Source organism: Colwellia sp. C2M11 (genome assembly GCF_018860915.1).
In the GTDB taxonomy this organism is placed as follows: domain Bacteria; phylum Pseudomonadota; class Gammaproteobacteria; order Enterobacterales; family Alteromonadaceae; genus Colwellia.
Genome location: NZ_JAHKQD010000044.1, coordinates 1 through 24,349, shown reverse-complemented (window position 1 = coordinate 24,349; position 24,349 = coordinate 1). Strand labels below are relative to the sequence as shown.

The 24,349-nt window shown below is 35.9% G+C and carries 22 protein-coding genes; 17 read left to right on the top strand and 5 right to left on the bottom strand.

The window, feature by feature from the left end; all coding sequences use genetic code 11:
* The first annotated feature begins 29 nt into the window (after positions 1-29).
* A complete protein-coding gene (locus KO509_RS11955; protein ID WP_215973510.1) occupies positions 30-2,102 on the top strand; it encodes a M13 family metallopeptidase in 2,073 nt (690 codons plus the stop codon).
* A gap of 162 nt (positions 2,103-2,264) precedes the next feature.
* Positions 2,265-2,459, top strand: a complete 195-nt coding sequence (locus KO509_RS11950; protein ID WP_215973509.1) for a (2Fe-2S)-binding protein — start codon at positions 2,265-2,267, stop codon at positions 2,457-2,459.
* Here KO509_RS11950 and bfr (KO509_RS11945) read toward each other — a convergent pair.
* Both bfr (KO509_RS11945) and bfr (KO509_RS11940) read right to left on the bottom strand, forming a co-directional pair.
* A complete protein-coding gene (gene bfr, locus KO509_RS11945; protein ID WP_215973508.1) occupies positions 2,456-2,923 on the bottom strand; it encodes a bacterioferritin in 468 nt (155 codons plus the stop codon). The genes KO509_RS11950 and bfr (KO509_RS11945) overlap by 4 nt on opposite strands.
* Positions 2,924-2,943: 20 nt before the next feature.
* Positions 2,944-3,429: a bacterioferritin gene (gene bfr, locus KO509_RS11940; protein ID WP_215973507.1), complete on the bottom strand. Its 486-nt coding sequence runs from the start codon at positions 3,427-3,429 to the stop codon at positions 2,944-2,946.
* 329 nt (positions 3,430-3,758) lie between these two features.
* On the opposite strand from bfr (KO509_RS11940), the gene KO509_RS11935 reads away from it, so the two are divergent.
* The 8 genes from KO509_RS11935 to KO509_RS11900 all read left to right on the top strand — a co-directional run bounded on the left by KO509_RS11935 (position 3,759) and on the right by KO509_RS11900 (position 12,643).
* A complete protein-coding gene (locus tag KO509_RS11935; RefSeq protein WP_215973506.1) occupies positions 3,759-4,580 on the top strand; it encodes an ABC transporter ATP-binding protein in 822 nt (273 codons plus the stop codon).
* Entirely contained in the window at positions 4,573-5,574 is a 1,002-nt protein-coding gene (locus KO509_RS11930; protein ID WP_215973505.1) for an iron ABC transporter permease, read from the top strand. The genes KO509_RS11935 and KO509_RS11930 overlap by 8 nt, the downstream gene beginning before the upstream one ends.
* 57 nt (positions 5,575-5,631) lie before the next feature.
* On the top strand, positions 5,632-6,267 hold the full coding sequence (gene cobO / locus KO509_RS11925; protein WP_215973504.1) for a cob(I)yrinic acid a,c-diamide adenosyltransferase: 636 nt from the start codon (positions 5,632-5,634) through the stop codon (positions 6,265-6,267).
* 35 nt (positions 6,268-6,302) lie between these two features.
* The gene (locus KO509_RS11920; RefSeq protein WP_215973503.1) at positions 6,303-7,196 is read left to right on the top strand and encodes a cobalamin-binding protein; all 894 of its coding nucleotides are present in this window, start codon (positions 6,303-6,305) and stop codon (positions 7,194-7,196) included.
* 2 nt (positions 7,197-7,198) lie between these two features.
* The gene (locus tag KO509_RS11915; protein ID WP_215973502.1) at positions 7,199-9,232 is read left to right on the top strand and encodes a TonB-dependent receptor; all 2,034 of its coding nucleotides are present in this window, start codon (positions 7,199-7,201) and stop codon (positions 9,230-9,232) included.
* The gene (locus KO509_RS11910) at positions 9,233-10,717 is read left to right on the top strand and encodes a cadherin repeat domain-containing protein (RefSeq protein ID WP_215973501.1); all 1,485 of its coding nucleotides are present in this window, start codon (positions 9,233-9,235) and stop codon (positions 10,715-10,717) included.
* A gap of 360 nt (positions 10,718-11,077) precedes the next feature.
* Positions 11,078-12,040, top strand: coding sequence for a LysR substrate-binding domain-containing protein (locus tag KO509_RS11905; RefSeq protein WP_215973500.1), 963 nt, complete (start codon positions 11,078-11,080; stop codon positions 12,038-12,040).
* A 183-nt stretch (positions 12,041-12,223) separates the two neighbouring features.
* A complete protein-coding gene (locus tag KO509_RS11900) occupies positions 12,224-12,643 on the top strand; it encodes a secondary thiamine-phosphate synthase enzyme YjbQ (protein ID WP_215973499.1) in 420 nt (139 codons plus the stop codon).
* A gap of 115 nt (positions 12,644-12,758) precedes the next feature.
* On the opposite strand, the gene dnaB is transcribed toward KO509_RS11900, so the two are convergent.
* Entirely contained in the window at positions 12,759-14,177 is a 1,419-nt protein-coding gene (gene dnaB / locus KO509_RS11895; RefSeq protein ID WP_215973498.1) for a replicative DNA helicase, read from the bottom strand.
* 177 nt (positions 14,178-14,354) lie between these two features.
* Complete coding sequence (gene rpmE / locus KO509_RS11890) at positions 14,355-14,567, bottom strand: 50S ribosomal protein L31 (protein ID WP_215973497.1); 213 nt, start codon at positions 14,565-14,567, stop codon at positions 14,355-14,357.
* Positions 14,568-14,808: 241 nt separating this feature from the next.
* Here rpmE and priA point away from each other — a divergent pair, with 241 nt between their 5' ends.
* The 6 genes from priA (at position 14,809) to KO509_RS11860 (ending at position 21,189) form a co-directional block, all read left to right on the top strand.
* Complete coding sequence (gene priA / locus KO509_RS11885; protein WP_215973496.1) at positions 14,809-17,019, top strand: primosomal protein N'; 2,211 nt, start codon at positions 14,809-14,811, stop codon at positions 17,017-17,019.
* Between the two features lie 120 nt (positions 17,020-17,139).
* Positions 17,140-17,700 (top strand): SPOR domain-containing protein, encoded by a 561-nt coding sequence (locus tag KO509_RS11880; protein WP_215973495.1) that lies wholly within the window; start codon positions 17,140-17,142, stop codon positions 17,698-17,700.
* Positions 17,701-17,819: 119 nt separating this feature from the next.
* A complete protein-coding gene (gene hslV / locus KO509_RS11875; protein WP_215973494.1) occupies positions 17,820-18,338 on the top strand; it encodes an ATP-dependent protease subunit HslV in 519 nt (172 codons plus the stop codon).
* A gap of 84 nt (positions 18,339-18,422) precedes the next feature.
* A complete protein-coding gene (gene hslU / locus KO509_RS11870; RefSeq protein ID WP_215973493.1) occupies positions 18,423-19,766 on the top strand; it encodes an ATP-dependent protease ATPase subunit HslU in 1,344 nt (447 codons plus the stop codon).
* Positions 19,767-19,797: 31 nt separating this feature from the next.
* Positions 19,798-20,157 (top strand): gamma-butyrobetaine hydroxylase-like domain-containing protein, encoded by a 360-nt coding sequence (locus KO509_RS11865; protein WP_215973492.1) that lies wholly within the window; start codon positions 19,798-19,800, stop codon positions 20,155-20,157.
* Positions 20,158-20,265: 108 nt separating this feature from the next.
* Positions 20,266-21,189: a hypothetical protein gene (locus KO509_RS11860; RefSeq protein WP_215973491.1), complete on the top strand. Its 924-nt coding sequence runs from the start codon at positions 20,266-20,268 to the stop codon at positions 21,187-21,189.
* A 76-nt stretch (positions 21,190-21,265) separates the two neighbouring features.
* Here the strand turns inward: KO509_RS11860 and KO509_RS11855 are convergent, their stop codons facing one another.
* Positions 21,266-23,278, bottom strand: coding sequence for a bifunctional diguanylate cyclase/phosphodiesterase (locus KO509_RS11855; RefSeq protein WP_215973490.1), 2,013 nt, complete (start codon positions 23,276-23,278; stop codon positions 21,266-21,268).
* 133 nt (positions 23,279-23,411) lie between these two features.
* Here KO509_RS11855 and rraA point away from each other — a divergent pair, with 133 nt between their 5' ends.
* Complete coding sequence (gene rraA / locus KO509_RS11850) at positions 23,412-23,897, top strand: ribonuclease E activity regulator RraA (protein WP_215973489.1); 486 nt, start codon at positions 23,412-23,414, stop codon at positions 23,895-23,897.
* The last annotated feature ends 452 nt before the right edge of the window (positions 23,898-24,349 follow it).

Sequence of the window (24,349 nt, the reverse complement as noted above, 5' to 3'; positions counted from 1 at the left end):
TTATTAAAAACATAAATGAGAGTTAATAAATGAAAGCAATTATAACTGGCGCAGTTTGTACTTCTTTACTGATACTAAGTGGCTGTAGCAACAGCAACATGAATCAATCTGAAGTTCAAAAAAGTATGGAAGCTCCACAAAAAACAGCCTTAGCTTCTGGTATTGAACAAAAAAACATGGATAAAAGTGTACGTCCACAAGATAACTTTTACCGCTACATCAATGGCGGTTGGATGAAGAGTCACACAATTCCTGGTGATAAAACTGCAATCGGTTCATTTTACGACTTACGTGATAAAGCAGACGAAGATGTAAAAGCTATTATTGAAGAACTTGCAGCTACGAGCGGTTTAAAAGTAGGCTCTGACGAACAAAAAGTTGCTGATTTATTCCGCTCTTATATGGATAGCGAAAAGCGTAATGCTGACGGTATCGCCCCTATTCAATCAATCTTGTCTGCGATTAACACTATTGAAACTAAAGATGACTTAGCCACCTTTTTTGGTGCCTATTCAACAGTTGGTATCAATAACCCACTAGCTTTATATATTAGTATTGACGCTAAAGACTCTGCAAGCTACGCCGCGCATATTTGGCAAAATGGTTTAAATTTACCAGATAGAGACTACTACTTTAATGATGCTGAACGGTTTGTAAAATTACGTAGCGGCTATATTACACATATTGAAAATATGTATAACTTAGCAGGTCTAAGCAACGCAAAAGATGCTGCTAAAAATATCATGGAATTAGAAACTAACCTAGCTGAGCATCACTGGACTCCTGTACAAAACCGTGACAGCGAAAAAACATATAACAAACTAGCAACAAGCAGCTTAGATACCCTTACCAATAAATTTAATTGGCAGGCTTTTTTAGCAGCTGAAGGGGTTGCAACACAAAAAGATATTATTATTAACCAACCTGATTTTATTAAAGGCTTTGGTGAAGTATTCGAACAAACTTCTATCGACGTTTGGAAGCAATATTTAACATTTAATACATTAAGCGCTTTTGCAAGTTATTTAACTGCTGACTTAGATAATGAAGATTTTGACTTTTTCTCTAAGCAACTTAGTGGTAGAGAAGAACAACGTCCACAGTGGAAACGTGGTGTAAGTGTTGTAAATGGTAACTTAGGTGAAGTTATTGGCAAAGTGTATGTAACACGTCATTTTACACCTCAAGCTAAATCACGCATGAGTGAATTAGTAGAAAACTTACGTAACGCTTATGGTACAAGTATTGACGATCTAACGTGGATGTCTGCAGACACTAAAAAAGCAGCTCATGTAAAATTAGCGGCCTTCACTCCTAAAATTGGCTACCCTGACCAATGGGAAGATTATTCAGCGTTAACTATTAAATCAGATGATTTAGTAGGTAACGTTATTCGCTCACGTAAAATATCAAATAATAAAGAAATCGCTAAACTAGGTGGCCCAATCCATAAATGGGAATGGCATATGACACCACAAACGGTTAACGCTTATTATAATCCGCCGGCTAACGAAATTGTTTTTCCTGCCGCTATTTTACAAGCACCATTCTTTAATATGGAAGCTGACGATGCCGTAAACTACGGTGGTATTGGTGCAGTTATTGGTCATGAAATGGGTCATGGTTTTGATGATCAAGGTAGTAAATATGACGCCAAAGGTAACTTACGTAATTGGTGGACAGAACAAGACCTTAAAGAGTTTGCTGCTCGCACTAAGGCCTTAGTAGATCAATATGCTGCTTATCAAGTATTTGATGATTTAAACGTAAATGGTGAATTAACTTTAGGCGAAAATATTGGTGATTTATCAGGTGTAACTATTGCGTATAAAGCGTATAAAGCATCATTAAATGGTAAAGAAGCACCTGTAATTGATGGCTTAACGGGTGATCAACGTTTCTTTATGGGTTATGCTCAAATTTGGCGTTCTAAAATTGTTGAAAAATCAATGCGTAACCGCGTAGCAACAGACCCTCATTCTCCTGGAGAGTTTCGTGCTTTAGGTTCACTTTCAAACATGAATGAATTCTATGAAGCATTTGATGTGAAAGAAGGCGATGCAATGTACATAGCTCCGGAAAAACGCGTTAAAATTTGGTAATTCAAACTTAATACGTTTAGATAAAAAAAGCAGCTTTAGCTGCTTTTTTTATGGAATATAAAACATAATACTAAATAAAAACCACAAACCTTATTGATAATCACTCTTGTTTACATTACTATATCAACATTGATTTTAATTAAAGTATTTTTGGTATTACTTATGTATGTCTGTTTGTGTCTTGGCGTAACCGACACCCAAATTAAAGCCGCTGTGGACAACGGTGCTCACACCATGAAACAATTAACAAGTGAATTAAAAATTGGTTCACAGTGTGGGAAATGTTGCCAATGCAGTAAAAGTATTCTGAATGATAAATTAGTACAAATTGCAGAAACTGAGGCCTTTGTTGCTTAATTCATCATTGTTTGTAGGTAATTTTCTAACCCTACATTCGTAATTAAATATTGCTGCTCTTCAATCCAGTCAATTTGTGTTTCAACACTTTCTAATAAGCTTTCAGCACAATCCCTACTAATATAATCTTGCTGCAGTTCACATGACTCAATTAATTCTTGTAGTACTGAACGAGATTTATGCTCTAATGCTATATTCGCTTGAAGTATTTCAGTTGTTTCCTCACCAATATGTAATCGACCGAGATCTTGTAGGTTAGGTAAACCTTCTAAAAAAAGAATGCGTTCAATTAACGAATCAGCCTGCTTCATTTTTTTAATTGATGTTTTATAATCCGCTTTGTTTAATTGCTCCAACCCCCAGTTCTTATACATTCTGGCATGTAAAAAATACTGATTAATTGCAATCAACTCAACCGCAAGTGCTTTGTTTAACAAAGCAATAATACCTTTATCCCCTTTCATAATAAAACCCTCTTGTTAGTTTATCCACCTAGGTGATTACCCATATGTGATTGAATATAATTATTTAGTCCAATCTTATCAATTAGCCCTATTTGTCTTTCAAGCCAATAAACATGATCTTCCTCAGTATCTTCCAAGAGTTTTTCTAACATAATTCTGCTTTGGTAATCTCCTTCAGCTTCACATAATTTAATACTTTCTTTAAGTCCTGCCACAACCTCCATTTCTAAAATAAGATCATTTTTTAACATTGAACTAACATCATCACCAATAAGTAAATCACGACGATCTGATAAATTAGGTACTCCTTCAAGAAATAAAATACGTTTTATTAGTGCATCAGCATGAGTAAGCTCTTCTTGCATTTCATGCTCTAATTGGTCATATAGCTTATCTAAGCCCCAATCTTGATACATACGAGAGTGGATAAAATATTGATCGATCGAGGCAAGCTCGTTATGTAATAAACCATTAAGACTCGCAATAACTTTACTGTTACCTTTCATTGTTTACTCCTGAAAATATTAAACCTATCTTCAGTGTAGATGAAAAATAAGTGATAAGTGAAATTTTACCTATTTTCTTTTATTGGTATTTAGACGTCTAAACCGCTAAAGCTTGCTTATTTTGTACTATCTGCGTAAACTCTCCAAATGGTTAAGGAATGAGGTGCCTTTATTTTTAATAAAGAATTCCTCCACTGTACCCGCAACTGTGATTCATAAGTTACTACCATTATTTATTGGTAATAATTTAACGATAAGTCAGATACTTAACCTTTTAATATAATTAACAAACCTTAAAAATTTTGCGTGCGGGAAAACACCAACAAACAATGTCAGTACTACTGAAAGTTCACCAGCTTCATTGGCAAGTAAACAATAAAGCCATCCTTAATAATATCTCCTTTAACGTGAGTAAGGGAGAAGTGATCGGTATTATTGGTCCAAATGGTGCTGGTAAAACGAGTTTATTGCGTTGCATTACCAATCAACAACAGCACAATAAAACCGTAGCATTATCAGGCTCCGTTCATCTAAAAAACAAAATAATTAGTGGTTATTCTGCTCGAGAATTAGCCCGAAATTTTGCCAATGTAACCCAAAAAGCAGAAGCGATTTTCTCATTAACTGTGCTCGATATTGTCAGAATGGGGTTATTACCTTTTAAAGGTTTATTTGCCATTGATAATGACCATGACAAACAACAGATAAAACTTGCGTTAGAAAAAGTGGGCTTATCTAACACAGAAAAGATGCCCTATAGTCAACTTTCCGGTGGTGAACAACAACGTGTCCTGATTGCTAGAGCGCTAGTACAAAAGGCACAAATACTTATTTTAGATGAACCAACCAATCATCTTGATGTTTATTATCAGCACCAAGTATTAAATCTAGTTAATCAATTAAATATAACGGTAATCATGACAGTCCACGATCTGAATTTGGCCAGTCAGTATTGCCAACGATTATTATTATTAGAGCAAGGTAAATTAATTGCTGATGGCACACCTGAGCAAGTATTAACACAGACCCAGTTAAGTAAAGTTTTTAGATTACCATGCTCAATCATAAAAGATGATTTACAACATAAACCTCGTGTATTTTTCTCGTTACCAGAACAACAAACAATCAATTTAAGGAATAAAAATGACTAGATCATACTTCATTGTTATCTCCTTAATTATTTTCACCTTGCTCTCAGCTATCGCAGGTTTAAGTTATGGACCAGCAGATATCAATCACACTCAAATTTTTCAGTGTCTAGTGGGTAACTGCCCAGACAAAATAAGCCAAATGGTGATTTGGCAAGTCAGAATACCTAGAGTATTAGTAGGCTTAGTGGCTGGCATGGGATTAGCCATTGCAGGGGCAATTTTACAAAATACAACCCGTAACCCATTAGCCGATCCTTATTTATTTGGCATAGTATCGGGTGCAGGCTTAGGTGTAACTATTGCTAATATTTCGTTAACTAGCATTGGTTTAGAACAACAACTCGCTATTGCCCTTCCCCTTGCTGCCTTTTTGGGTGCTTTATTAGCGATAGTTATTGTGCTTATTATTGCCAAAGTATTACAGCGAATGGAACAATTATTACTTACCGGTATTGCAGTTTCATTTATGCTTGCTGCCGTGACGCAATTTATTCTTTTCTTTGGTGAGCCCTATGCTACTAATCGTGTTATCTTTTGGCTTATGGGCAGTCTAGCGCGTGTTGAGATGAGTAACTTTTATGCTATTACCGCGGTATTGCTCATCACTATTGTCATCATTACCGCCCTACATCGTCAAATTGACGCGCTCTTACTTGGTGATGAAAGTGCAGCAAGCTTAGGTATTAATGTAGATAAACTAAGATTACTCATGCTCGCTCTTTGTGCCGCTTTAACTGCTACCATTGTCGCTTATTGTGGTGGCATAGGGTTTGTAGGTTTAATGATCCCACATATTGTGCGTCAAGTATTTGGAGTCACTACATTAAAACTGATTATTGGTAGTGCCTTAATTGGTGGGATTTTTTTAATTTGGGTCGATATTATTGCCCGCTCCGCATTAGCGAATGCTGAAATTCCCATTGGTATAATAACCTCTGCTTTAGGCAGTATATTTTTCTTATTTATTATGGTTAAAACAAGAAATATTAATTAATAGTGATTACTTAAATGCTTATTTTAACGATAAAACAAACGCAAAGTGATAGATAAAATGACAGATAATAACTCAGCAAACAATTCAGAAAAGAACCTAGATCAAAAAAATGCACAACATAAAAAACGTATGCAAGCTGTGAAAGAAAAAGTTGATCAACGTATAGATAATGCTCAAGAAGAACGAGGTTTGATCATTGTTATTACTGGTAATGGCAAAGGTAAATCAACATCTGGTTTTGGTACTGTTGCTCGAGCTGTCGGTCATGGCTTAAAAGCAGCTGTTGTTCAGTACATAAAAGGTACATGGGCTTGTGGAGAGCGTTCATTATTAGAAAATGCAGGTGTTGGTTTTGACGTGATGGGAACTGGTTTTACTTGGAACACACAAGACAAAACGCAAGATATTGCCGCAGCACAACAAGTTTGGCTAAAAAACAAAAAATTATTACAAGATGAAAGTATTGATGTGGTTTTAATGGATGAATTAACCTACATGGTTGCTTATAAGTATATTGAGTTAGATGAAGTACTTGAAGCATTAAAAAACCGTCCAGTAAACCAACACGCCATTATTACAGGTAGAGGTTGTCACCGCGCTATCATTGACTTAGCAGATACTGTGAGTGAAGTGCAATCAATTAAACATGCATTTGATAACGGTATAAAAGCACAACAAGGTATTGATTGGTAGCGCATTGCTGTCAGTAATAAAGGTAAATCTACTAGATGAAAAATATAGCCCTCAAATTAATATTATTCGCTTTAATTAGCTTGAGCTTTGCAAGTATTGCTGACAGTTCACCAACCTCAAGAGCAGCACAGAAGCCTAGTATTATCGCACTTTCTCCTCATATTGTAGAAATGTTATATGACATAGGAGCAGGTGAACAAATTATCGGTACCACAACATTTGCCGACTACCCCGAACAAGCAAAAGAGATCCCTATTGTGGGTAATTACTTACGCCTGCAAATTGAAAAATTTATTACATTACAACCTGATTATATTATCGCTTGGAAAAGTGGTAACCCAAGTGATGACATTACTCGATTAGAGCAACTCGGCTTTAACATTATCTATTCTCAACCGCATAGTTTCGAAGATATTGCGAAAGAAATGCGTGAGTTTGGTCAATTAACAGGTCATGAACAAAAAGCCAATGCTCAAGCCGAGAAACTACTTGGCCAACTCAACCTTATAAAAACTCAATACCAAAATAAACCGCCTATCACGATTTTTTACGAATTATGGTCTAAGCCATTAACCACGGTAGCGAAAGATAGTTGGCCTCAACAATTCTTGAATATTTGCCAAGCCAATAATCCGTTTGAGCAAGTGGATATAGCCTATCCCCAAGTAAATATAGAGAAAGTATTACAAGCACCTATTCAATTAATTATTCAGCCTTTATCGGCAAATCAAAGTGCTAAAGTCGGTTTCAACTGGCAAGACTGGCCAATTATACCTGCCGTTAAAAACGAACAAATAATTCAACCAAATGCTGATTCAATGCATCGTATGACGATGAGAAGCTTAACTGCCTTATCCAAACTCTGTGCCGATATAGATAAAAGCAGAGCCTTCTACCAAGCCAACATTTCAGATAAAGCGTTCGAATAATTATGAATAAATTACTCTCAATACCTTCACTTAGTTTTTACTGCTGTTGCTTGTTTTTTACCAAAATAAGTTATGGAGCACAATCAAATATAGATAGTGTAGAAACGGATATAGAAACCATTGAAATCGTCAATTCTCATGAATTCAATAGTGTCAATTATCAAGTATTACATCGTGAAGATTTAATTAATTCTGCTCAAACATTATCCGATGCTCTTAAGAATATCAATGGTATACAAATAAGACAGATTAGTGGTTTAGGTAACCCTGTCTCTATTTCTATCCGGGGTTCAAGTGGTAAACAAGTACAAATGTATATCGATGGGCAACTCGTCAACGATAGTCAATTTGGTGGTTTTGATCTTAACCAAATACCGACGGATCAAATTGAGAGTATTGAGATTAGTAAAAGCCAAGCACTAGGAACAGGTTCAACACCAATTGGCGGTGTCATTAGAGTAAACACTTATAACCCAAGTGAAAACAAAAAGAAAATTGCTTTATCGATTGGTTCATTTGGCTATAAAGAAGTTAATTTTTTAAGTAATAATGCTTTTAAAAAACACAGCCTAGCATTTGGTGGAAATTACTTGGTCAGTGATAATGACTATAACTATTTAGTTCCTCAAAGTTTTGTAAACCCTTCTGAATCGATTAATGAACCATTAAGAAATAATGAATTTGAAAAGCTATCATTGTTTGTTAATGACAATGTTCAGTTAGATCAGCACCAATTACGCTTTAATTTGCAATATAACAAACAAGAAAAAGCCCTAGCTAACTATCAGAATAACTCTCCAGAAAATAGCTCTACATTAGACAGTGATCAAATTAGATACAGCATTCAACATTATTGGTTAGCTGATATCAATAGTTTAGGTGATATAAATTTTGAAGGAATTGAAATTAATTATTCTGGTGAAACCAAAGATGAACTGTATTTAGAGCGTCCAAACGAAGACAGAATAAAAACTAGCGATTACAAAAACACTAAACAGCAGATTAGTATTAAACCAAATATTAACTGGTCGACACTAAGTTTCACACCATTTGTTGATATTAGCAGGCAGAATTTTAGCTCATTCAGCACTCAAAATGGTGAAGCCATTCAATGTAATGGCATCAGTAGTTGTGATGTTGAAGCAGCACAAACACAAATAAATTTTGGTGCACGTATTGAATGGAAAAGCGATAGTTATCCTATTAGCAGCTACATATTAGGTAATCAATTACGAGAAAAGAATGCCAATAGCGCATTAAACGCAATCGATAGTCAAAAAGAGACTAAAAATACCCATTACTCTACTCAAGAATTGGGGATTAATTACGGAACGGGAAACTTGAATACTTCTGTAAACTTTAGTAATGGTATTCGAACACCAACCCTCTTTGAGCTGTTTGGTGACCGAGGATCTTTTAAAGGTAATGGCAATTTATTACCAGAAGAAGCAAACACAATCACTTTAGGGCTCCAATACCAAGTTAAGCAATTCAACCTATCTTCTTCTCTTTACCGTCAAGACTTGGAGAACTCAATTGTTGCAATTTTTAACTCTAGTGGTGTTGGCTCTTATACTAATGTGGGTGGCGCTTTATTAAATGGTTTTGAACTTCAGGGAAATATTTCATTACTTGATAATTTATCGCTCTCAATGCAAGTTAGCCTTATTGATAGTGATACCTCTTCACCATTTATTGCTTTTGATAATAAAAAGCTACCAGGTATCTATCACCAACAATACAGTGCTTCATTATTATATAAGATCAAACCCAATTGGCAGATAAAAATAAATAGCAGCCTTGATAAAGAGCTCTATTTTAATCGCAACAACCAATTTCAATCAACAAATAGTAATCTCGGTAGCGGTAATCCAGCCGACCGTAGCCTAACGAACATTGCACTGAACTGGCAAACACCAAAATACAACGCCAGTTTATCATTTAACAATGTATTTAACGAAAAATATCAAGACCTGGCCAATAGGCCAGCTCAAGGTAAAAGTATTCAACTCAAATTTTCAATAGAGGATCTATAAATGTCAACAACCTATACAAAAAAAGTATTACCCCTAAGTTTGTTAATCTCAGCTGCCTTGCTAAGTGGTTGTAATTCAGACAGCAATAATGCTCCAACGCTCACCGGTGAAACGGCACCTGTTGTTGCTGAAAACTCATTAACTGTAGCTCAATATACTGCGACAGATTCTGATAATGATGCCATAACATTCAGCCTTTCAGGCGCAGATAATTCACTATTTACTATTGATCAAAGTGGATTACTAACATTTAATACCGCGCCTGATTTTGACAACGGTGATACGGGTCCATACGTACTTACCGTTACGGCTACTGATAGTGGTGAACTCTCTGATGAATTAAGTATTACGGTTACTGTTGGCGATATTAAAGACACTCCTTCATTAGCGGTAGTGCAAACAATAGCGCCAGACTATAGCAGTTCTGAAGTTGTATATATGGACGGGGAAACTCAACAAGTTGATAGTGGTTATTATATCAAAGATGCTTCTGACTATACGTTAGCTAGCTACAAAACTGATGTTTACCATATCGGCCGATTTTTCATTGATACCATCACTAAATATAATGGTGCTGAAGTTAGTGAAAGAGATACTGCAATATGGTCTTTTTCAACACAAGATAGCCAAGATTCAATTAGCCGTAATCCATATTCGTTAGTATCATTAGACGATACAAAAGCCTACTTATTACGCTATGGTTCAAGCCAGGTATGGGTTGTTAACCCACAAGCCGATAATATTGATGACTTTAAAGTGGGTGAATTAGATTTATCTAGTTATGTGCCTGAAAACAATACCAATGGCACACCAAGTCCTGCTGCTGCAGTTATTAACGATGGTAAGCTTTATATTGTTATGCAACGTTTATCAGATGCTTATGCACCAAATACTAGTTATGTAGCAGTGTTTGATACCGCGACTGATGAAGAAATAGAAACTAACGCTAATAGTGACGATACTGTTAAAGGTATTCCTTTAGAAGGGTTAAATCCACTTGAAAACAGCATTACTACAGGCAATGATAAAATATATATCAGTACCCGTAGCGATTATAGCAACACTGATTTAACATTGAGTCGTATTGAAGAAATTGAACCAACCGATTATAGCGTTCGCCAAGTACTTAATGCGGGCAGTATTACAGACAACGTTAGTGGCTTTATTAAAAGTGCCGTTATTGTATCAGCAGAAAAAGGCTATTTTTATACTAGTGAATCAGTGTTTGTACCAAGCTTTCATGAAATATCATCACTATACCAATTTAACCCAACCACTGGCGAAATTACAGAGAATAATGTAGCGAACACAGGTACAGAAGGAATTAACTTTCTTGGTTTAGATAATGCCAATTTCCTATGGCTAAGTATGCCAACACCGAGTGCACCTGGTATTGATATTATCAACAGTGAAACGAATGAAATAGTAAACGAACGTTTAGCGACAAACTTAAACCCAAGTACTATTCGCTTCCTTGAAGAATAAGCTAAGAGCTTTTTAAACTTATAGAAAACCTCGATCATGCAGGGTCGAGGTTCTTATTGCAGATTCTAAAAGTTTACTTGCTACATTATTGTGACTAAATGAGTAAATACACTTTGTACTTAATTATTTAGCAGCTAGTGCCATATTATCTAATAGTAGCTTAACTCCCTCGCCTTCCGTTTAGCGCCAATAAGCAAAATATAAATGGTAACTTTACATGGCTTGCTCCAATTGAATTCATTACTTACAAATAAACGAAAAAACACCTAGACGTCTAGACACCCAAATGGTTATACTTTTAAATAATACCTAGTTGCTGAACGGGTAAAAATTCACGATGGACATGAAGGAATTTTCATAATGTTTGAGATAAAGCACCTAAAAACACTCACCACCTTGTCAAACACCGGAAATATAAGAAAGGCCGCTGATGCACTTTTTGTTAGTCAGTCAGCGCTTTCTCATCAGTTAAAGGACTTAGAGCAGCGCTTAAATACACAACTTTTTATTCGTAATACGTCGCCTGTTCAGTTCACCGAAAAAGGGCAAGTATTACTAACTTTAGCCAATAATATTTTGCCTAAAATAAGTACGGCACTAAACGAATTAAAAACAGAAAAAAGCACCATAACTCACCTCAATTTAGCTATAGCCTGTCACGCTTGTTTTCAGTGGTTATTACCTATTACCGAGCAATTTTCACAACAGTATCCAAAATTAAAACTTAACTTTATGGAGCAAACCTTTTTTGGTAAAACGTCATTAGAGCAAGCTTTTCCTAAACCTATTACTAATAAACCTGCTGATGATGTCGACATTCTATTTATTGATGAAAAAAATGAAAACGATAACTATATTTATCAATCACTTGGAACCTATGAAGTAGTTGCTGTACTAGCAAAAGAAAGTGAAACCACAGCCCAAGATTTTTTATCAGCCGCTGACTTTAGCCACTACACTTTACTCACCTACCCAGTGAAAATAGAAGAGCTTGATCTCTTTAAGCTTTTTTTAAATAAAAATACTAATCAAGAATCTGGTAATAAATACAAACCAAAAGCGATCAAACAAGTTGCGAATAGTCATATGATATTACAAATGGTTGCTGCTAATATGGGTATAGCGGTGTTGCCTAAATGGTTAGTAAATAGTTTAAGCAAGCAATCATTAGTACAAACTAAACGCATTGGTGAGACGGGTATATATAAAACGCTCTACGCCCGTTATCAAGCGCAAAGCCCGCATATTGAAATCATTGAGCAATTGATACCACAAACTATTTCAGCTTTTGAACGTTTAAATAAAGCAGAGATAACAGAATAGTTATACCAATTTCATTAATGAAGTGAACAATTTTATACGTATAAAAAATTGCCAAATACAAGGCATATATTTCAATAACTCGTTGTGCTAATTCTTAAATAAATAACGATATCGTTGGTGATTTTAGCAAGTAGAAATGATCATATAACTAGTGAGATTGGTATTATAAAGGAAAATATTAATATGTGGATACAAACGGAGATTAAGTTAACCAAAAAAAGTCGTGGATTTCATTTAATTACCAATGAAGTTCAAGTACAACTTACTGGCTTAGAAAAAGTGCAACACGGCATACTACACTTATTCATTCAACATTCTTCCGCGTCACTAACGATAAACGAAAATGCCGACCCAACAGTTCGCGCCGATATGGAAAAACACTTTAATACTTTCGTTCCTGAAAGAGCCCCTTATTATCAACACACCTATGAAGGTGATGACGACATGCCAGCCCATATAAAAGCTAGTTTACTCGGCTCAAGCATTACTATTCCTATTACTAATGGGCAACTCAACCTAGGTACTTGGCAAGGTATTTATTTAGGCGAGCATAGAGATTATGGTGGTAGCCGTACAGTAATAGCTACCATCAACGGTGAATAATATAAGGAATCAATTAGTTAGCATCCGTTATAACAATGACTACTGTTAAGTTAAAATATTAGTCTTAAGTAAAGGCTTACATTCAAAAAAATAATACAAGCCAATACTCACTCAACTAATCTTCTTCAAGCACATGTGGCCCAGCATAATTATCAAAGCGTGAGTACTTACCTTGGAAAGTCAGTGGAACACGGCCAATAGGTCCGTTACGTTGCTTACCAATAATAATTTCTGCCATCCCTTTAAATTCACTATCATCGTGATATACCTCATCACGGTAAATAAACATGATTAAATCGGCATCTTGCTCTATTGAACCTGATTCACGTAGATCTGAGTTAATTGGACGTTTATCACTACGTTGCTCCAAGCCACGGTTTAGCTGAGAAAGCGCCACTACCGGTACTTGTAACTCTTTAGCTAAGGCTTTTAATGAGCGAGAAATTTCTGCTATTTCTAAAGTACGATTATCTGAAAACTGAGGTGCGCGCATAAGTTGTAAGTAATCGATCATGATCATAGAAATACCACCATGATCTCGATGAATACGTCTCGCTCTAGAGCGTACTTCTGTTGGTGTTAAGCCCGCAGCATCATCAATAAACATTTTGCCGTTTTCAATTAGTAAGCCCATAGTAGAAGACAAGCGAGCCCAATCTTCATCGTCTAGCTGCCCAGTTCTAATTTTAGTTTGATCAATGCGCCCTAAAGAGGCTAGCATTCTCATCATAATTTGATCCGCAGGCATCTCTAAACTAAAGATTAATGCCGGATACTCTTGTGTCATTGCAGCATGTTCAGCCAAGTTCATTGCAAAGGTTGTTTTACCCATTGATGGACGAGCCGCAACAATAATTAAATCTGACTTTTGTAAACCAGCCGTCATTTTATCTAGATCAGCAAAGCCACTAGGAACACCAGTAACACCACCGGTCTCCGTTGAACATAGTTTTTCAATTCTATCGACGGTTTTTTCTAACACTGAATGCAAGCTTTCAGGCCCTTCAGACTTGTTAGCGCGTTTTTCAGCTATTGCAAATACTTTCGTTTCCGCAAAATCAAGTAAATCGGCACTAGAGCGACCCTGCGTATCATAACCAGCTTCCGCTAATTCATTAGCTACGCTGATCATTTCTCGCGTAACGGCACGTTCCCGAACAATATCAGCATAAGCTGTAATATTAGCCGCACTTGGTGTATTTTTCATCATCTCAGCGAGATAAACAAAACCACCTGCATCATCAAGCTTTTGATCATTTTCTAAGGCTTCAGACAGCGTAATTAAATCAACCGGTTCACCTAGTTCAATTAGGGCACCAATAGTTTCAAAAATCAGACGATGTGAACGACTATAAAAGTCATCAGCCACTGTTTTTTCTGAAACACGATCCCAAGTTTCATTATCAAGCAATAAACCACCTAACACAGATTGTTCAGCTTCTAATGAATGCGGTGGCGTTTTTAATGCATCAATTTGCTTATCTTTGATAAATTGCCTTTCTTTAGCAAATTTACCTGGCTTTCTTTCTGCCATTTATTGAGCCTTAATTTTAAATTTGAGAAGGTTTTTCTAAGATGGTTAATGTAGCAGAAACACCACAAAAAATAGAGTACTAAAATCTACAAATGTCAGAAATAAAAAAAGCGCCTTTCGGCGCTTTTTTCGATGCTACTTTTCTTAATAACAAGAAAAGAAACTAAAAAGTAAAAATTACTTCTTAGAAAGAGCACCAAAACGTTTGTTGAATTTATCAACACGACCACCGGTCTCAGCAGCTTTCTGCTTACCAGTGTAAAAAGGGTGACATTCTGAACATACGTCTAAATGCACGTCTTTAGCTGCTGTTGAACGAGTTGTAATAACATTGCCACAAGAACAAGTTGCTTTAAACTCAACATAATTAGGATGAATTCCGTCTTTCATGGGGACCTCTATATCTCTTTCGAGAAATTGGGCGTATCGCCACTCAGCCGCTTTAGTTATATGAACTTAAAACGCCAAGCACCATACGGTGTAAAAATTAATGGAGGCGAATAATAAATGATCACCGCACCGACTGCAAGCTAAACTGATACTAAACTGACTAAAAAAGACTTATTAATAAATAGTAATTTTTACGGTAATATAAACGGCCTATTCTTATAACAAGCATTCTATATTATTCGTGTCTGAGCAATATGTACAAGTAGCAGTTCCCGTTCCTATGCGCCAGCTGTTTACCTATCAAGTACCTGAGGAACTACAAACACCACCAATAAAAATTGGCGAACGTGTTGCTGTATCATTTGGTGCAAGAAAAGTTATCGCTATTGTTATCGCGATAACCGACAAGTGTGATATTGACTCAAAAATAAAACCAATTTCACAACGCCTTAACGATAGCTTTCACTTAAGCGATTTTTTGGTTAATTATCTCAAGTTATGTGCTAACTACTACCACCATCCTATTGGTGACGTTTTTCAACAAGCACTCCCCAAATTACTACGTCAGGTAAAAAAAGTAGATCTGCAGCCACCGATGGTTTGGCAAAGTGTAGAGCTAATCGAAAATGAACAGCAAGAGCAATTAGCTAAGGTTGAAACTAAAGCGCCAAAACAGTTCGCACTTTTTCAATTAATAGCAAAACATCATGGTATTAGCTGGGCAGAATTGCGTACTTTAGGTTATAGCAAGGCACAGTTAAATGCCTTGGTTGCCAAAGATCTTATCAAGCAGGTTAAGCATAAACCAGGGCAATTTTCTTGGCAAGATAACAAATTAACCCAAGAAAACAAACAATTGCTATCAACCGAGCAAGCATTGATTGTTGCCGCAATCAATCAATCGTTAGATCGCTTCTCTTGCCACTTAATTGACGGTGTTACTGGCAGTGGTAAAACGGAAGTTTATCTACAGGCCATGGAAAATGTATTAGCAAATCATCAACAAGTATTAGTGATTGTTCCTGAAATAGGTTTAACACCACAAACGCTATTGCGTTTTGAGCAACGCTTTAGCGTGCCTATTTGTTTGCATCACTCTAACCTTAACGATACTGAGCGTTTAGATACTTGGTTAAGCGCCCAACAAGGTAGTGCTGCCATTGTTATAGGCACACGATCTGCTATTTTCTCCCCCTTGCACAAGTTAGGTATGATTATTGTTGATGAAGAGCACGACAGCTCGTTAAAGCAGCAAGACAGTTTTCGGTATCATGGGCGAGATATTGCTATTTTACGCGCTAGGCAAACAAATATTCCTATTATTTTAGGTAGTGCTACACCTAGTTTTGAATCATTACAAAATGCCTTATCTGGCAAGTACCAATACCACCAGCTACGTAAGCGAGCTGGAAAAAGCAGTAAAGCGCAAATAACATTAATTGATGTTGCTCAACAACAAATGGAATTTGGTTTGTCTGGCAGCTTAAAACATGAGATTAAACAAACACTAGCACGTGGTGAACAAGCTCTTATTTTTTTAAATAGGCGAGGCTATGCACCCGCAATAAATTGTCAAGAATGCCATTGGCTTGCTGACTGCCAACGTTGCGATAAACCTTATACTTACCATCAAAAACAACAACTATTAATTTGCCATCATTGTGGTAGCCAAAAACGTGTACCAAAACAATGCCCCAAATGCGGTAGTATTCGTATTGCACCTATAGGTCAAGGAACAGAACAGTTAGAGCAACGAATTGGTGAGATATTTCCTGATGTTAGTGTGGTAAGAATAGACAGAGACAGCACCCGTAAAAAAGGTGAATTAACTAAGTTATTACAAGAAATTACAGATAAAAAGCATCAATTACTTATTGGTACGCAAATGCTGGCTAAAGGTCATCATTTTCCTGATGTTACCTTAGTAGCGGTGCTTGATGGCGATGGTGCATTATTCAGTTTTGATTTTCGTGCCAGCGAACAAATGGCACAACTATTAATTCAGGTCGCTGGTCGTGCCGGTCGTGCGAGTAAACCAGGTAAAGTGTTAGTACAAACCAGTTATCCTGAACATCCTTTACTACAAGACCTAGTGCATAACGGCTACCAACACTTTGCCAAACAAGCCTTAGCTGAAAGAAAGCAAGCTATGTTGCCACCTTTTAGTTATCAAGCCTTATTCCGCGCTGAAGCCAATTACCCAAGCTATCCTGAAAAGTTCTTACGACTATTAACTGAGCTTACTTTCACTAACTGTCAATTTGCCGGACCTGTTCCTGCAGCAATGGAGAAAAAGGCGGGCAAATTTCGTTATCATTTAATTTTGCAGGCTAAATCAAGAAAAGATCTGCATATTGCTATTTTCCAGTTACTAGCTGCCATCCCGAATAATGAATGGCAAAGTAAAGTACGTTGGAGTTTAGACATTGATCCTATTGATTTAAATTGGTAATCAAATAATTAAACTGCAGCCTACTTTTACTGGATAGTTTTGCTTTCGCTATATCTACTTGTAATTAGAAATAACTTAAGTATAAAATAGCCTACATTCTTCCTGGTTCTTCTGTAGTTCATGTCAAATCAAGATTATATTTCTCGTACGCCGCAAAAAAAGAAAAAAAATAGCCCTTACAAAAAAAAATCGGCACAACCAGATCCAACTTCGACTCGAAAACTCAAGTTTTTAGGTCTGATAGCTATCATATTTATTTCCGTTTTTGTCTATAGTTTATGGTTTTTAAAAACAGATGAAACAACTAAAACGCCTATTCAAACGCAACATGAAGTTAAGCCTAAAAAAGAGAAAGACTTACCTGAGCCTCCTAAAGAAAAATGGACTTATGTTGAAAATTTAAAAACCAAAGAAATTGAAGTAGGACAGTATGAAGTTAAACAAAATGGTCCTTATAAAATGCAATGTGGTTCTTTTAAAACGGCAGCCCAAGCAGAATCACTAAGAGCTAAAATAGCTTTCTCTGGGTTAGAAAGTTCAATTCAAACTGCACAAGGCAAAAATAATATATGGCATAAAGTCGTTTTAGGTCCATATTCACGAAAACGCGCTGCAGAGCAAGATAAACACAAATTACGTAATAACAACATTAATCGTTGTCAGATTTGGTTATGGAAATAACCTATCCTTCAAAATAAATTGGATAGAATGACTATAAAATAAATTCTATCCTTGAAAACTCATTAATAACCCCAACTTTATTTACAACAAAAAATGTATTTATTGAGATTGGAGTTAACATGACTACTATTGTTTCAGTTAGACGTAATGGCAAAGTAGCCATTGGTGGTGACGGTCAAGTGTCACTAGGTAATACCGTTATGAAAGGTAATGCCAAAAAAGTTCGTCGTTTATATAACAACAAAGTATTGGCGGGGTTTGCCGGCGGTACTGCTGATGCTTTTACCCTCTTCGAGCGTTTTGAAAGTAAACTTGAACAACATCAAGGCCATTTAACCAAAGCTGCTGTTGAACTAGCCAAAGATTGGCGTAGTGATCGCGCCCTTAGAAAGCTTGAGGCTTTATTAGCTGTTGCTGATGAAACTGCCTCATTAATTATTACCGGTAATGGTGATGTTGTTCAACCCGAACATGACTTAATCGCTATTGGTAGTGGAGGTAATTTTGCCCAATCAGCCGCTATCGCACTATTAGAAAACACCGACTTAAGCGCCAAAGAAATTGTAGAGAAGTCCTTAACAATTGCTGGTGATATATGTGTTTTCACTAATCAATCTCAAACGATAGATGAATTGTAAGCCACAGGCTTAATAGTAGTTTCTCCATTATATTTTCAAAAAGATTATTGTTTTGATGAATCAAGACAAAACGAGGATTAAAATATGTCAGATATGACTCCCCGCGAAATTGTCCATGAATTAGATGCCCATATTGTCGGCCAAAGCGAAGCCAAACGTGCTGTTGCCATCGCTTTACGTAACCGCTGGCGTCGTATGCAACTAAACGAAGGGCTACGCAATGAAGTAACCCCAAAAAACATTTTAATGATAGGCCCTACCGGTGTAGGTAAAACTGAAATTGCACGTCGTTTAGCAAAACTGGCACATGCTCCTTTTATTAAAGTTGAAGCCACAAAATTCACAGAAGTGGGTTATGTAGGTAAAGAAGTTGAGACGATTATTCGTGACCTTGCCGATATGGCAATTAAAATGGTTAAAGAAGACGAAATGAATCGTGTGCAACATTTAGCTGAAGAAGCTGCTGAAGAGCGTATTTTAGATGTGTTATTACCTCCTGCTCGTGATGGATTTGGAAACGCTGAAAAAAATGATGTAGACGGTGAGAATAACAATACTCGTCAAGTATTCCGTAAAAAATTGCGTGAAGGTAAATTAGACGATAAAGAAATTGAACTTGATTTAGCTGCACCGCAAGTCGGCGTAGAAATTATGGCACCTCCAGGCATGGAAGACATGACTTCGCAATTGCAAAGCATGTTCCAAAGTATGTCGAATGATAAAACTAAAAAGCGCAAATTAAAAATTAAAGATGCTTTTAAGGCGTTGCAAGAAGAAGAAGCCGCTAAAATCGTTAATCAAGATGATATTAAGCAAAAAGCTATTTATGCGGTAGAGCAAAATGGGATTGTTTTTATTGATGAAATAGACAAAATTTGTAAGCGTGCTGATAGTAATAGTGGCGGTGATGTATCACGTGAAGGCGTACAGCGAGACTTATTACCTTTAGTTGAAGGCTCAACGGTTAGTACTAAGCATGGCATGATTAAAACTGATCATATTCTATTTATTGCTTCAGGTGCCTTCCAAATGGCTAAACCTTCAGATTTAATTCCTGAATTACAAGGTCGCCTACCTATTCGAGTAGAGCTAAAAGCGTTAACAACAGAAGATTTTGTTAGAATATTAACAGAACCTTTCGCCTCACTAACAGAGCAGTATATTGCGTTATTAGCAACAGAAGGCGTGGATATTGAGTTTAGTGATGACGGTATTCAAGCAATAGCGAATGCTGCTTGGCAAGTTAATGAAACTACCGAAAACATAGGAGCTCGTCGCTTGCATACTATGATGGAACGATTAACGGAAGAATTATCTTTTAATGCTAATGAACGTTCAGGCGAAAAAATTGTTATTGATAAAGCACATGTTGATAAAACGTTAAATGACGTAATACAAGATGAAGATTTAAGCCGTTTCATCCTATAAGAAACATATTTTAACGAGTTTACAACCACTTATGAATATTCAAAGTTTTTTGATAAATACAAATACAAAAAGTCTTACCATTGATTTTAACAATGGGCAGTCTGCTTGTTTACCTTTTGAATATTTACGTGTTTTTACCCCTTCAGCAAATAAACCGACCAAACAACAAAGCTTAGTTACTCATAAAAAGGATGTTGTGTTAACCGCAATTGAAAATTTAGGTAAACATGGCTTTAGGTTTATTTTTGATGATCAGCATAACGCTATATATTCAACTAAATATATAGCGTTATTAGTAACAGAACAGAATGATCGTTGGCAACACTATCTTACAAATTTAAAAGCCTCTGGGCACTCTCGTGAAGCAATGATCAATATCACTCAATTGTAAATTAAGCTATTCTTGTACCTCTAGTGCTATTGTCGTTTATATATAGTTTTGTCAACCTAGCTTTTCAATACTCACGACCATATAGATTTAACTTTACACGGAAAATCAATGATAAAAAAATCGTTTTATGCGTTTGTGGGTCTAAGTGCAGTCGTCGTTCTAGCTGTAATAATCAGTGAATCTTATGAACTCTATAGTAGTAAAGTCGTCACCTTAGACAGCAGAATTAAAGAAGTTTCGGGGATTGAATTCGACAAAGCAGGCAACTTATGGGCTATCAATGATGGCGGTAATTCAGCACAAATACACCAAGTACAAAGCGATGGAAAAATTAAAAAATCAGTTACTATTACTAATGGGCGAAATTTAGACTGGGAAGACATGACCCAGGATGATTTTGGCCACTTTTTTATTGGTGACTTTGGTAATAATGACAATATGCGTAAGTGGCTTACCATTTATAAAATTGAGAATCCTATTGATATTAAAGGAACCGAAACTGAAGCGGAAATAATTAAATTCACCTTTCCAGAGCATCGAAACTTTCCACCTAAAGCGTCAGAAAAAAACTTTGATTTAGAGGCGTTTGTTTTTTACAAAAGACACTTATATTTATTTTCAAAAAATAGAACAAAGCCATTTGATGGCGATACTAATTTATATAAAATTGGTGATCACGCAGATAATTATCAGGCCAGTTTTATTAGTAACTTTAATACTTGTACCACACATCAAAAGCTCTGCTGGATAACGTCGGCAGCTCTAAGTCCAGATAGAAGTAAATTAGTACTATTAGACTCAGAACGACTATGGTTATTTGAAAATTGGCAAGGTGATGATTTTTTCTCAGGTGATGCTTATAAAATTGATTTGGGTATCGTCACACAAAAAGAAGCAGTGACCTTTTCTGACGAAAACACCATTATTTTTACCGATGAAGAATTCTATGGCGTTGGCAGAAATTCTTATATGATTAAGCTTGATCAAGTCACGAAAGAGCGTATACAAACTAAAGCTCCCTCTAAACAATAAATCATATAATTAATAAGTTACGCGTTAACGACAACCTCAATTCACTAAGCCAGCTAAACCTCATAATAAGCATAAACTAAGTTTTTGTGCTTGTATTCTGCTTAGTTAAATAGCTAACAAATGTTTCTTCCGGCAATGGTTTATCAATAAGGTATCCTTGAACTGCATCACAGCCCATATTACGTAATACATTTAGTTGTTCTCTATTTTCAACACCTTCGGCAAGTACACGCTTCCCTAAACCATGAGAGAGTTTTATCATCGATTTAACAATAGTTAAATCAGAGTCATTGGTTGCAACTTCAGTGATAAAACTACGATCTATTTTAATTTTATCGATAGGTAATTGGCGTAAATAGGCCAAAGATGAATAGCCTGTACCAAAATCATCAATTGATACTTTGATACCCATACTTTGTAATGACGTAATAGTGGTCATAGCCGTATCGATATCAGTCATTACCACATTTTCAGTGATTTCTAGCTCTAAATATCTAGGAGATAAATTATTATCACGTAATAAAGTTTGAATATTACTAACAAATTGAGGGTCTTGAAATTCAACAGCGGTAATATTAACGGCAATAGTTACCCTGCGTTTATATTTTTCATACCATCGAGCATTCGTACTACAGGCTTTACTTAAAACATAATTATCAAACTGACTATTCATAAACAAAGTATCTATATCATCTAAAAACTCGTCTGGTAACAATAAACCTTTGGTTGGGTGCTGCCAACGTACCAAAGCTTCAACGCCTTCTAAGCGATTCGTTAACAAGTTTAGTTGCGGTTGATAATATAAAACGAATTCATCGTTAAGAATGGCATTTTTAAGCTCTTTCTCTTTTAATAATAAACGTCGTCCACCTGCTTGCATACCTGATTCAAAATTGATGGTAGATATATTATTCGTTTCTGCATGATGCAAAGCTAGGTTTGCATTTTGCAATAATTCTTCAGCATTATCACCATATTCGGGAAAAGAGGTATATCCAATACTCGCTTGAATATGTGCTTCTTGATCATGATATTGATAAGGGCGACCAATAATTTGATGGAGATGCTCTGGCACTCGAGCAACTGACGGCTCATTATAATACTCAATAACAAACATAAAAGAATCACCACTTAACCGCCCTACCGCCTTAGGCCGTAGCAGACTATTATTTAGCCTACTTGCGACTTCTTTAAGAATACAGTCACCTACTTTTAACCCATAAGTATCATTAATAAATTTAAACTGCTTTATATCAATTAGAAATACAGCAAGCTTACATGATTGTTGTTTAGCAGTAGTAATTGCCTCTGTTAGCTGATTCATTACTGCAATGCGATTTAACGCGCCCGTTAAGAAGTCATGCTTTCCTAAATACTGCTCACGAAGAATAGACTGTTTCGAGATATTACGCTCATCCCCTTGTATCCAAATAAGTAAAATAAATCCTAAAATACTGTGAGCACCAATATCAAAATAAGTTAATAGTAACGTTAATTGGTTTAGCCACTCAGCTGTTAAAGTCATCACTGTCATGGTTACATAAGCGAGATAACGAATGGCAGAAATAAGGAAAAAGGCAAATAAAAGTTTACTAGAAAAGTGTGGTTTGCGATCAATAAAGAGATATAAACTTGCGCTTAAGAAACTAATAATGAAAATAAAACTTTGTACCTGTGCTTTAACCTCAAAGTACATAGCTGCGTTATCTTCGCTAAATAAATAAGCAATTGATGCCGTTAAGCTAACAAAAAAAGTGAGTAACACGGCTAGACTCACAAAGGTTTTTGTGAGCTTTCTTTTTGTGCGATAAAGGCCAAGTAATAAAAAAGCTAGAAAGAGATATAAGGCTGTTTGTTGAACTTGCTCATAAAAAAGCAATAAGCTGTTATTTTTTATATAGATGTCGGTAATAGGAAGTGCTGCACTAATAACATAATAGCCACTTAATGCCACTAAACTAAACAACCAACATTTGACATACTCACGTTTAAAAGAGCGAAAATACACTAAAAATACTAATGACAAAATAGCAAACACAATGGCTTGCATAGCAAATAAAAATGTAAATGAGTCCGTACTTACAAGCATTAATATATCAATTATTAGTGAGAATGAATCATCTATTAAAGAGAGTTTTAGTCCAAAATACAAGTAGCTATTTTATTTTCACTTCAGCAGGTTATACTAACAGCTATTATCTCTAAAACTTAAGGCTATTGTTATGGAATGTGATACCTCGCAACTGTGTGATATCTACGCTGACTTAATTGACGTTATCGATCCTATTTTTAGCAACTATGGTGGCCGACATTCTTTTGGGGGCAAAGTAGTCACCATAAAGTGCTTCGAAGGTGTTGGGCTCATAAAAAAAACAGTAATGACGGAAGGAGCAAACAAGGTACTCGTCATTGACGGTGGTGGTTCAACTAGGCGCGCTTTAATTGACTTAGATATCGCAGAAACTGCTGCAAACAATGGCTGGGAAGGTATTGTTTGTTATGGAAGTGTTCGTGATGTTGACGCGATTGAAGAAATAGATATCGGTATTCAAGGATTAGTTTCAATTCCTGTTGGCGCTAACGATAATGAATTTGGTGAAATTGATATTGCGATTAACTTTGGTGGCGTAACCATATTACCTGATGATCATATTTATGCTGATAACACCGGTATTATATTGTCTCCAGAGCCATTAGATATTGAATAAAGTCAAATTGAGTTACTTGGAAAAAAGCAAAAAAGGTTATTCTGGTGTTTTCGCTCAAGGGTGATTTTGCTTGAAGGTGCTTAACTGTAGTAGCCAGTGATTTCAACCGTATTTCTTTGTCATTGAGAGTTATTCTCTATTAATAAATACCGCCTTGTACTAAATTTTGTTTCATATAAAGCTACTAGGGTTTTTCTTACCCTAGCGACTTAAATTCACTCGCTACCCTTTAAATGAAAAAATTTAAGTGAAAAAATGGTTAATACCAATTTCATTAATTAAGTGAACAATTTTATACGTAGAAAAAATTGCCAAATACAAGGCATTTATTGCAATAACTAGTTGTTCTAATTATTAAATAAATAACGATGTAGTTGGTGATTTTAGCAAGTAACAATTATCACATAGTTAGTGAGATTGGTATTAGTAACTAAACTCAATAGTACTGCTAA

Bases quoted from the DNA above. Each gene is read 5' to 3' on its own strand.
- rpmE (WP_215973497.1), bottom strand. From the start codon at position 14,567: ATGAAAGACGGAATTCATCCTAATTATGTTGAGTTTAAAGCAACTTGT.
- bfr (WP_215973508.1), bottom strand. From the start codon at position 2,923: ATGAAAGGGGATAAAGGTATTATTGCTTTGTTAAACAAAGCACTTGCG.
- dnaB (WP_215973498.1), bottom strand. From the start codon at position 14,177: ATGGCAGAAAGAAAGCCAGGTAAATTTGCTAAAGAAAGGCAATTTATC.
- KO509_RS11905 (WP_215973500.1), top strand. From the start codon at position 11,078: ATGTTTGAGATAAAGCACCTAAAAACACTCACCACCTTGTCAAACACC.
- hslV (WP_215973494.1), top strand. From the start codon at position 17,820: ATGACTACTATTGTTTCAGTTAGACGTAATGGCAAAGTAGCCATTGGT.
- KO509_RS11915 (WP_215973502.1), top strand. From the start codon at position 7,199: ATGAATAAATTACTCTCAATACCTTCACTTAGTTTTTACTGCTGTTGC.
- hslU (WP_215973493.1), top strand. From the start codon at position 18,423: ATGTCAGATATGACTCCCCGCGAAATTGTCCATGAATTAGATGCCCAT.
- cobO (WP_215973504.1), top strand. From the start codon at position 5,632: ATGACAGATAATAACTCAGCAAACAATTCAGAAAAGAACCTAGATCAA.
- KO509_RS11910 (WP_215973501.1), top strand. From the start codon at position 9,233: ATGTCAACAACCTATACAAAAAAAGTATTACCCCTAAGTTTGTTAATC.
- KO509_RS11930 (WP_215973505.1), top strand. From the start codon at position 4,573: ATGACTAGATCATACTTCATTGTTATCTCCTTAATTATTTTCACCTTG.
- KO509_RS11935 (WP_215973506.1), top strand. From the start codon at position 3,759: ATGTCAGTACTACTGAAAGTTCACCAGCTTCATTGGCAAGTAAACAAT.
- KO509_RS11900 (WP_215973499.1), top strand. From the start codon at position 12,224: ATGTGGATACAAACGGAGATTAAGTTAACCAAAAAAAGTCGTGGATTT.
- bfr (WP_215973507.1), bottom strand. From the start codon at position 3,429: ATGAAAGGTAACAGTAAAGTTATTGCGAGTCTTAATGGTTTATTACAT.
- KO509_RS11950 (WP_215973509.1), top strand. From the start codon at position 2,265: ATGTATGTCTGTTTGTGTCTTGGCGTAACCGACACCCAAATTAAAGCC.
- KO509_RS11920 (WP_215973503.1), top strand. From the start codon at position 6,303: ATGAAAAATATAGCCCTCAAATTAATATTATTCGCTTTAATTAGCTTG.
- KO509_RS11880 (WP_215973495.1), top strand. From the start codon at position 17,140: ATGTCAAATCAAGATTATATTTCTCGTACGCCGCAAAAAAAGAAAAAA.
- KO509_RS11860 (WP_215973491.1), top strand. From the start codon at position 20,266: ATGATAAAAAAATCGTTTTATGCGTTTGTGGGTCTAAGTGCAGTCGTC.
- rraA (WP_215973489.1), top strand. From the start codon at position 23,412: ATGGAATGTGATACCTCGCAACTGTGTGATATCTACGCTGACTTAATT.
- KO509_RS11955 (WP_215973510.1), top strand. From the start codon at position 30: ATGAAAGCAATTATAACTGGCGCAGTTTGTACTTCTTTACTGATACTA.
- KO509_RS11865 (WP_215973492.1), top strand. From the start codon at position 19,798: ATGAATATTCAAAGTTTTTTGATAAATACAAATACAAAAAGTCTTACC.
- KO509_RS11855 (WP_215973490.1), bottom strand. From the start codon at position 23,278: ATGCTTGTAAGTACGGACTCATTTACATTTTTATTTGCTATGCAAGCC.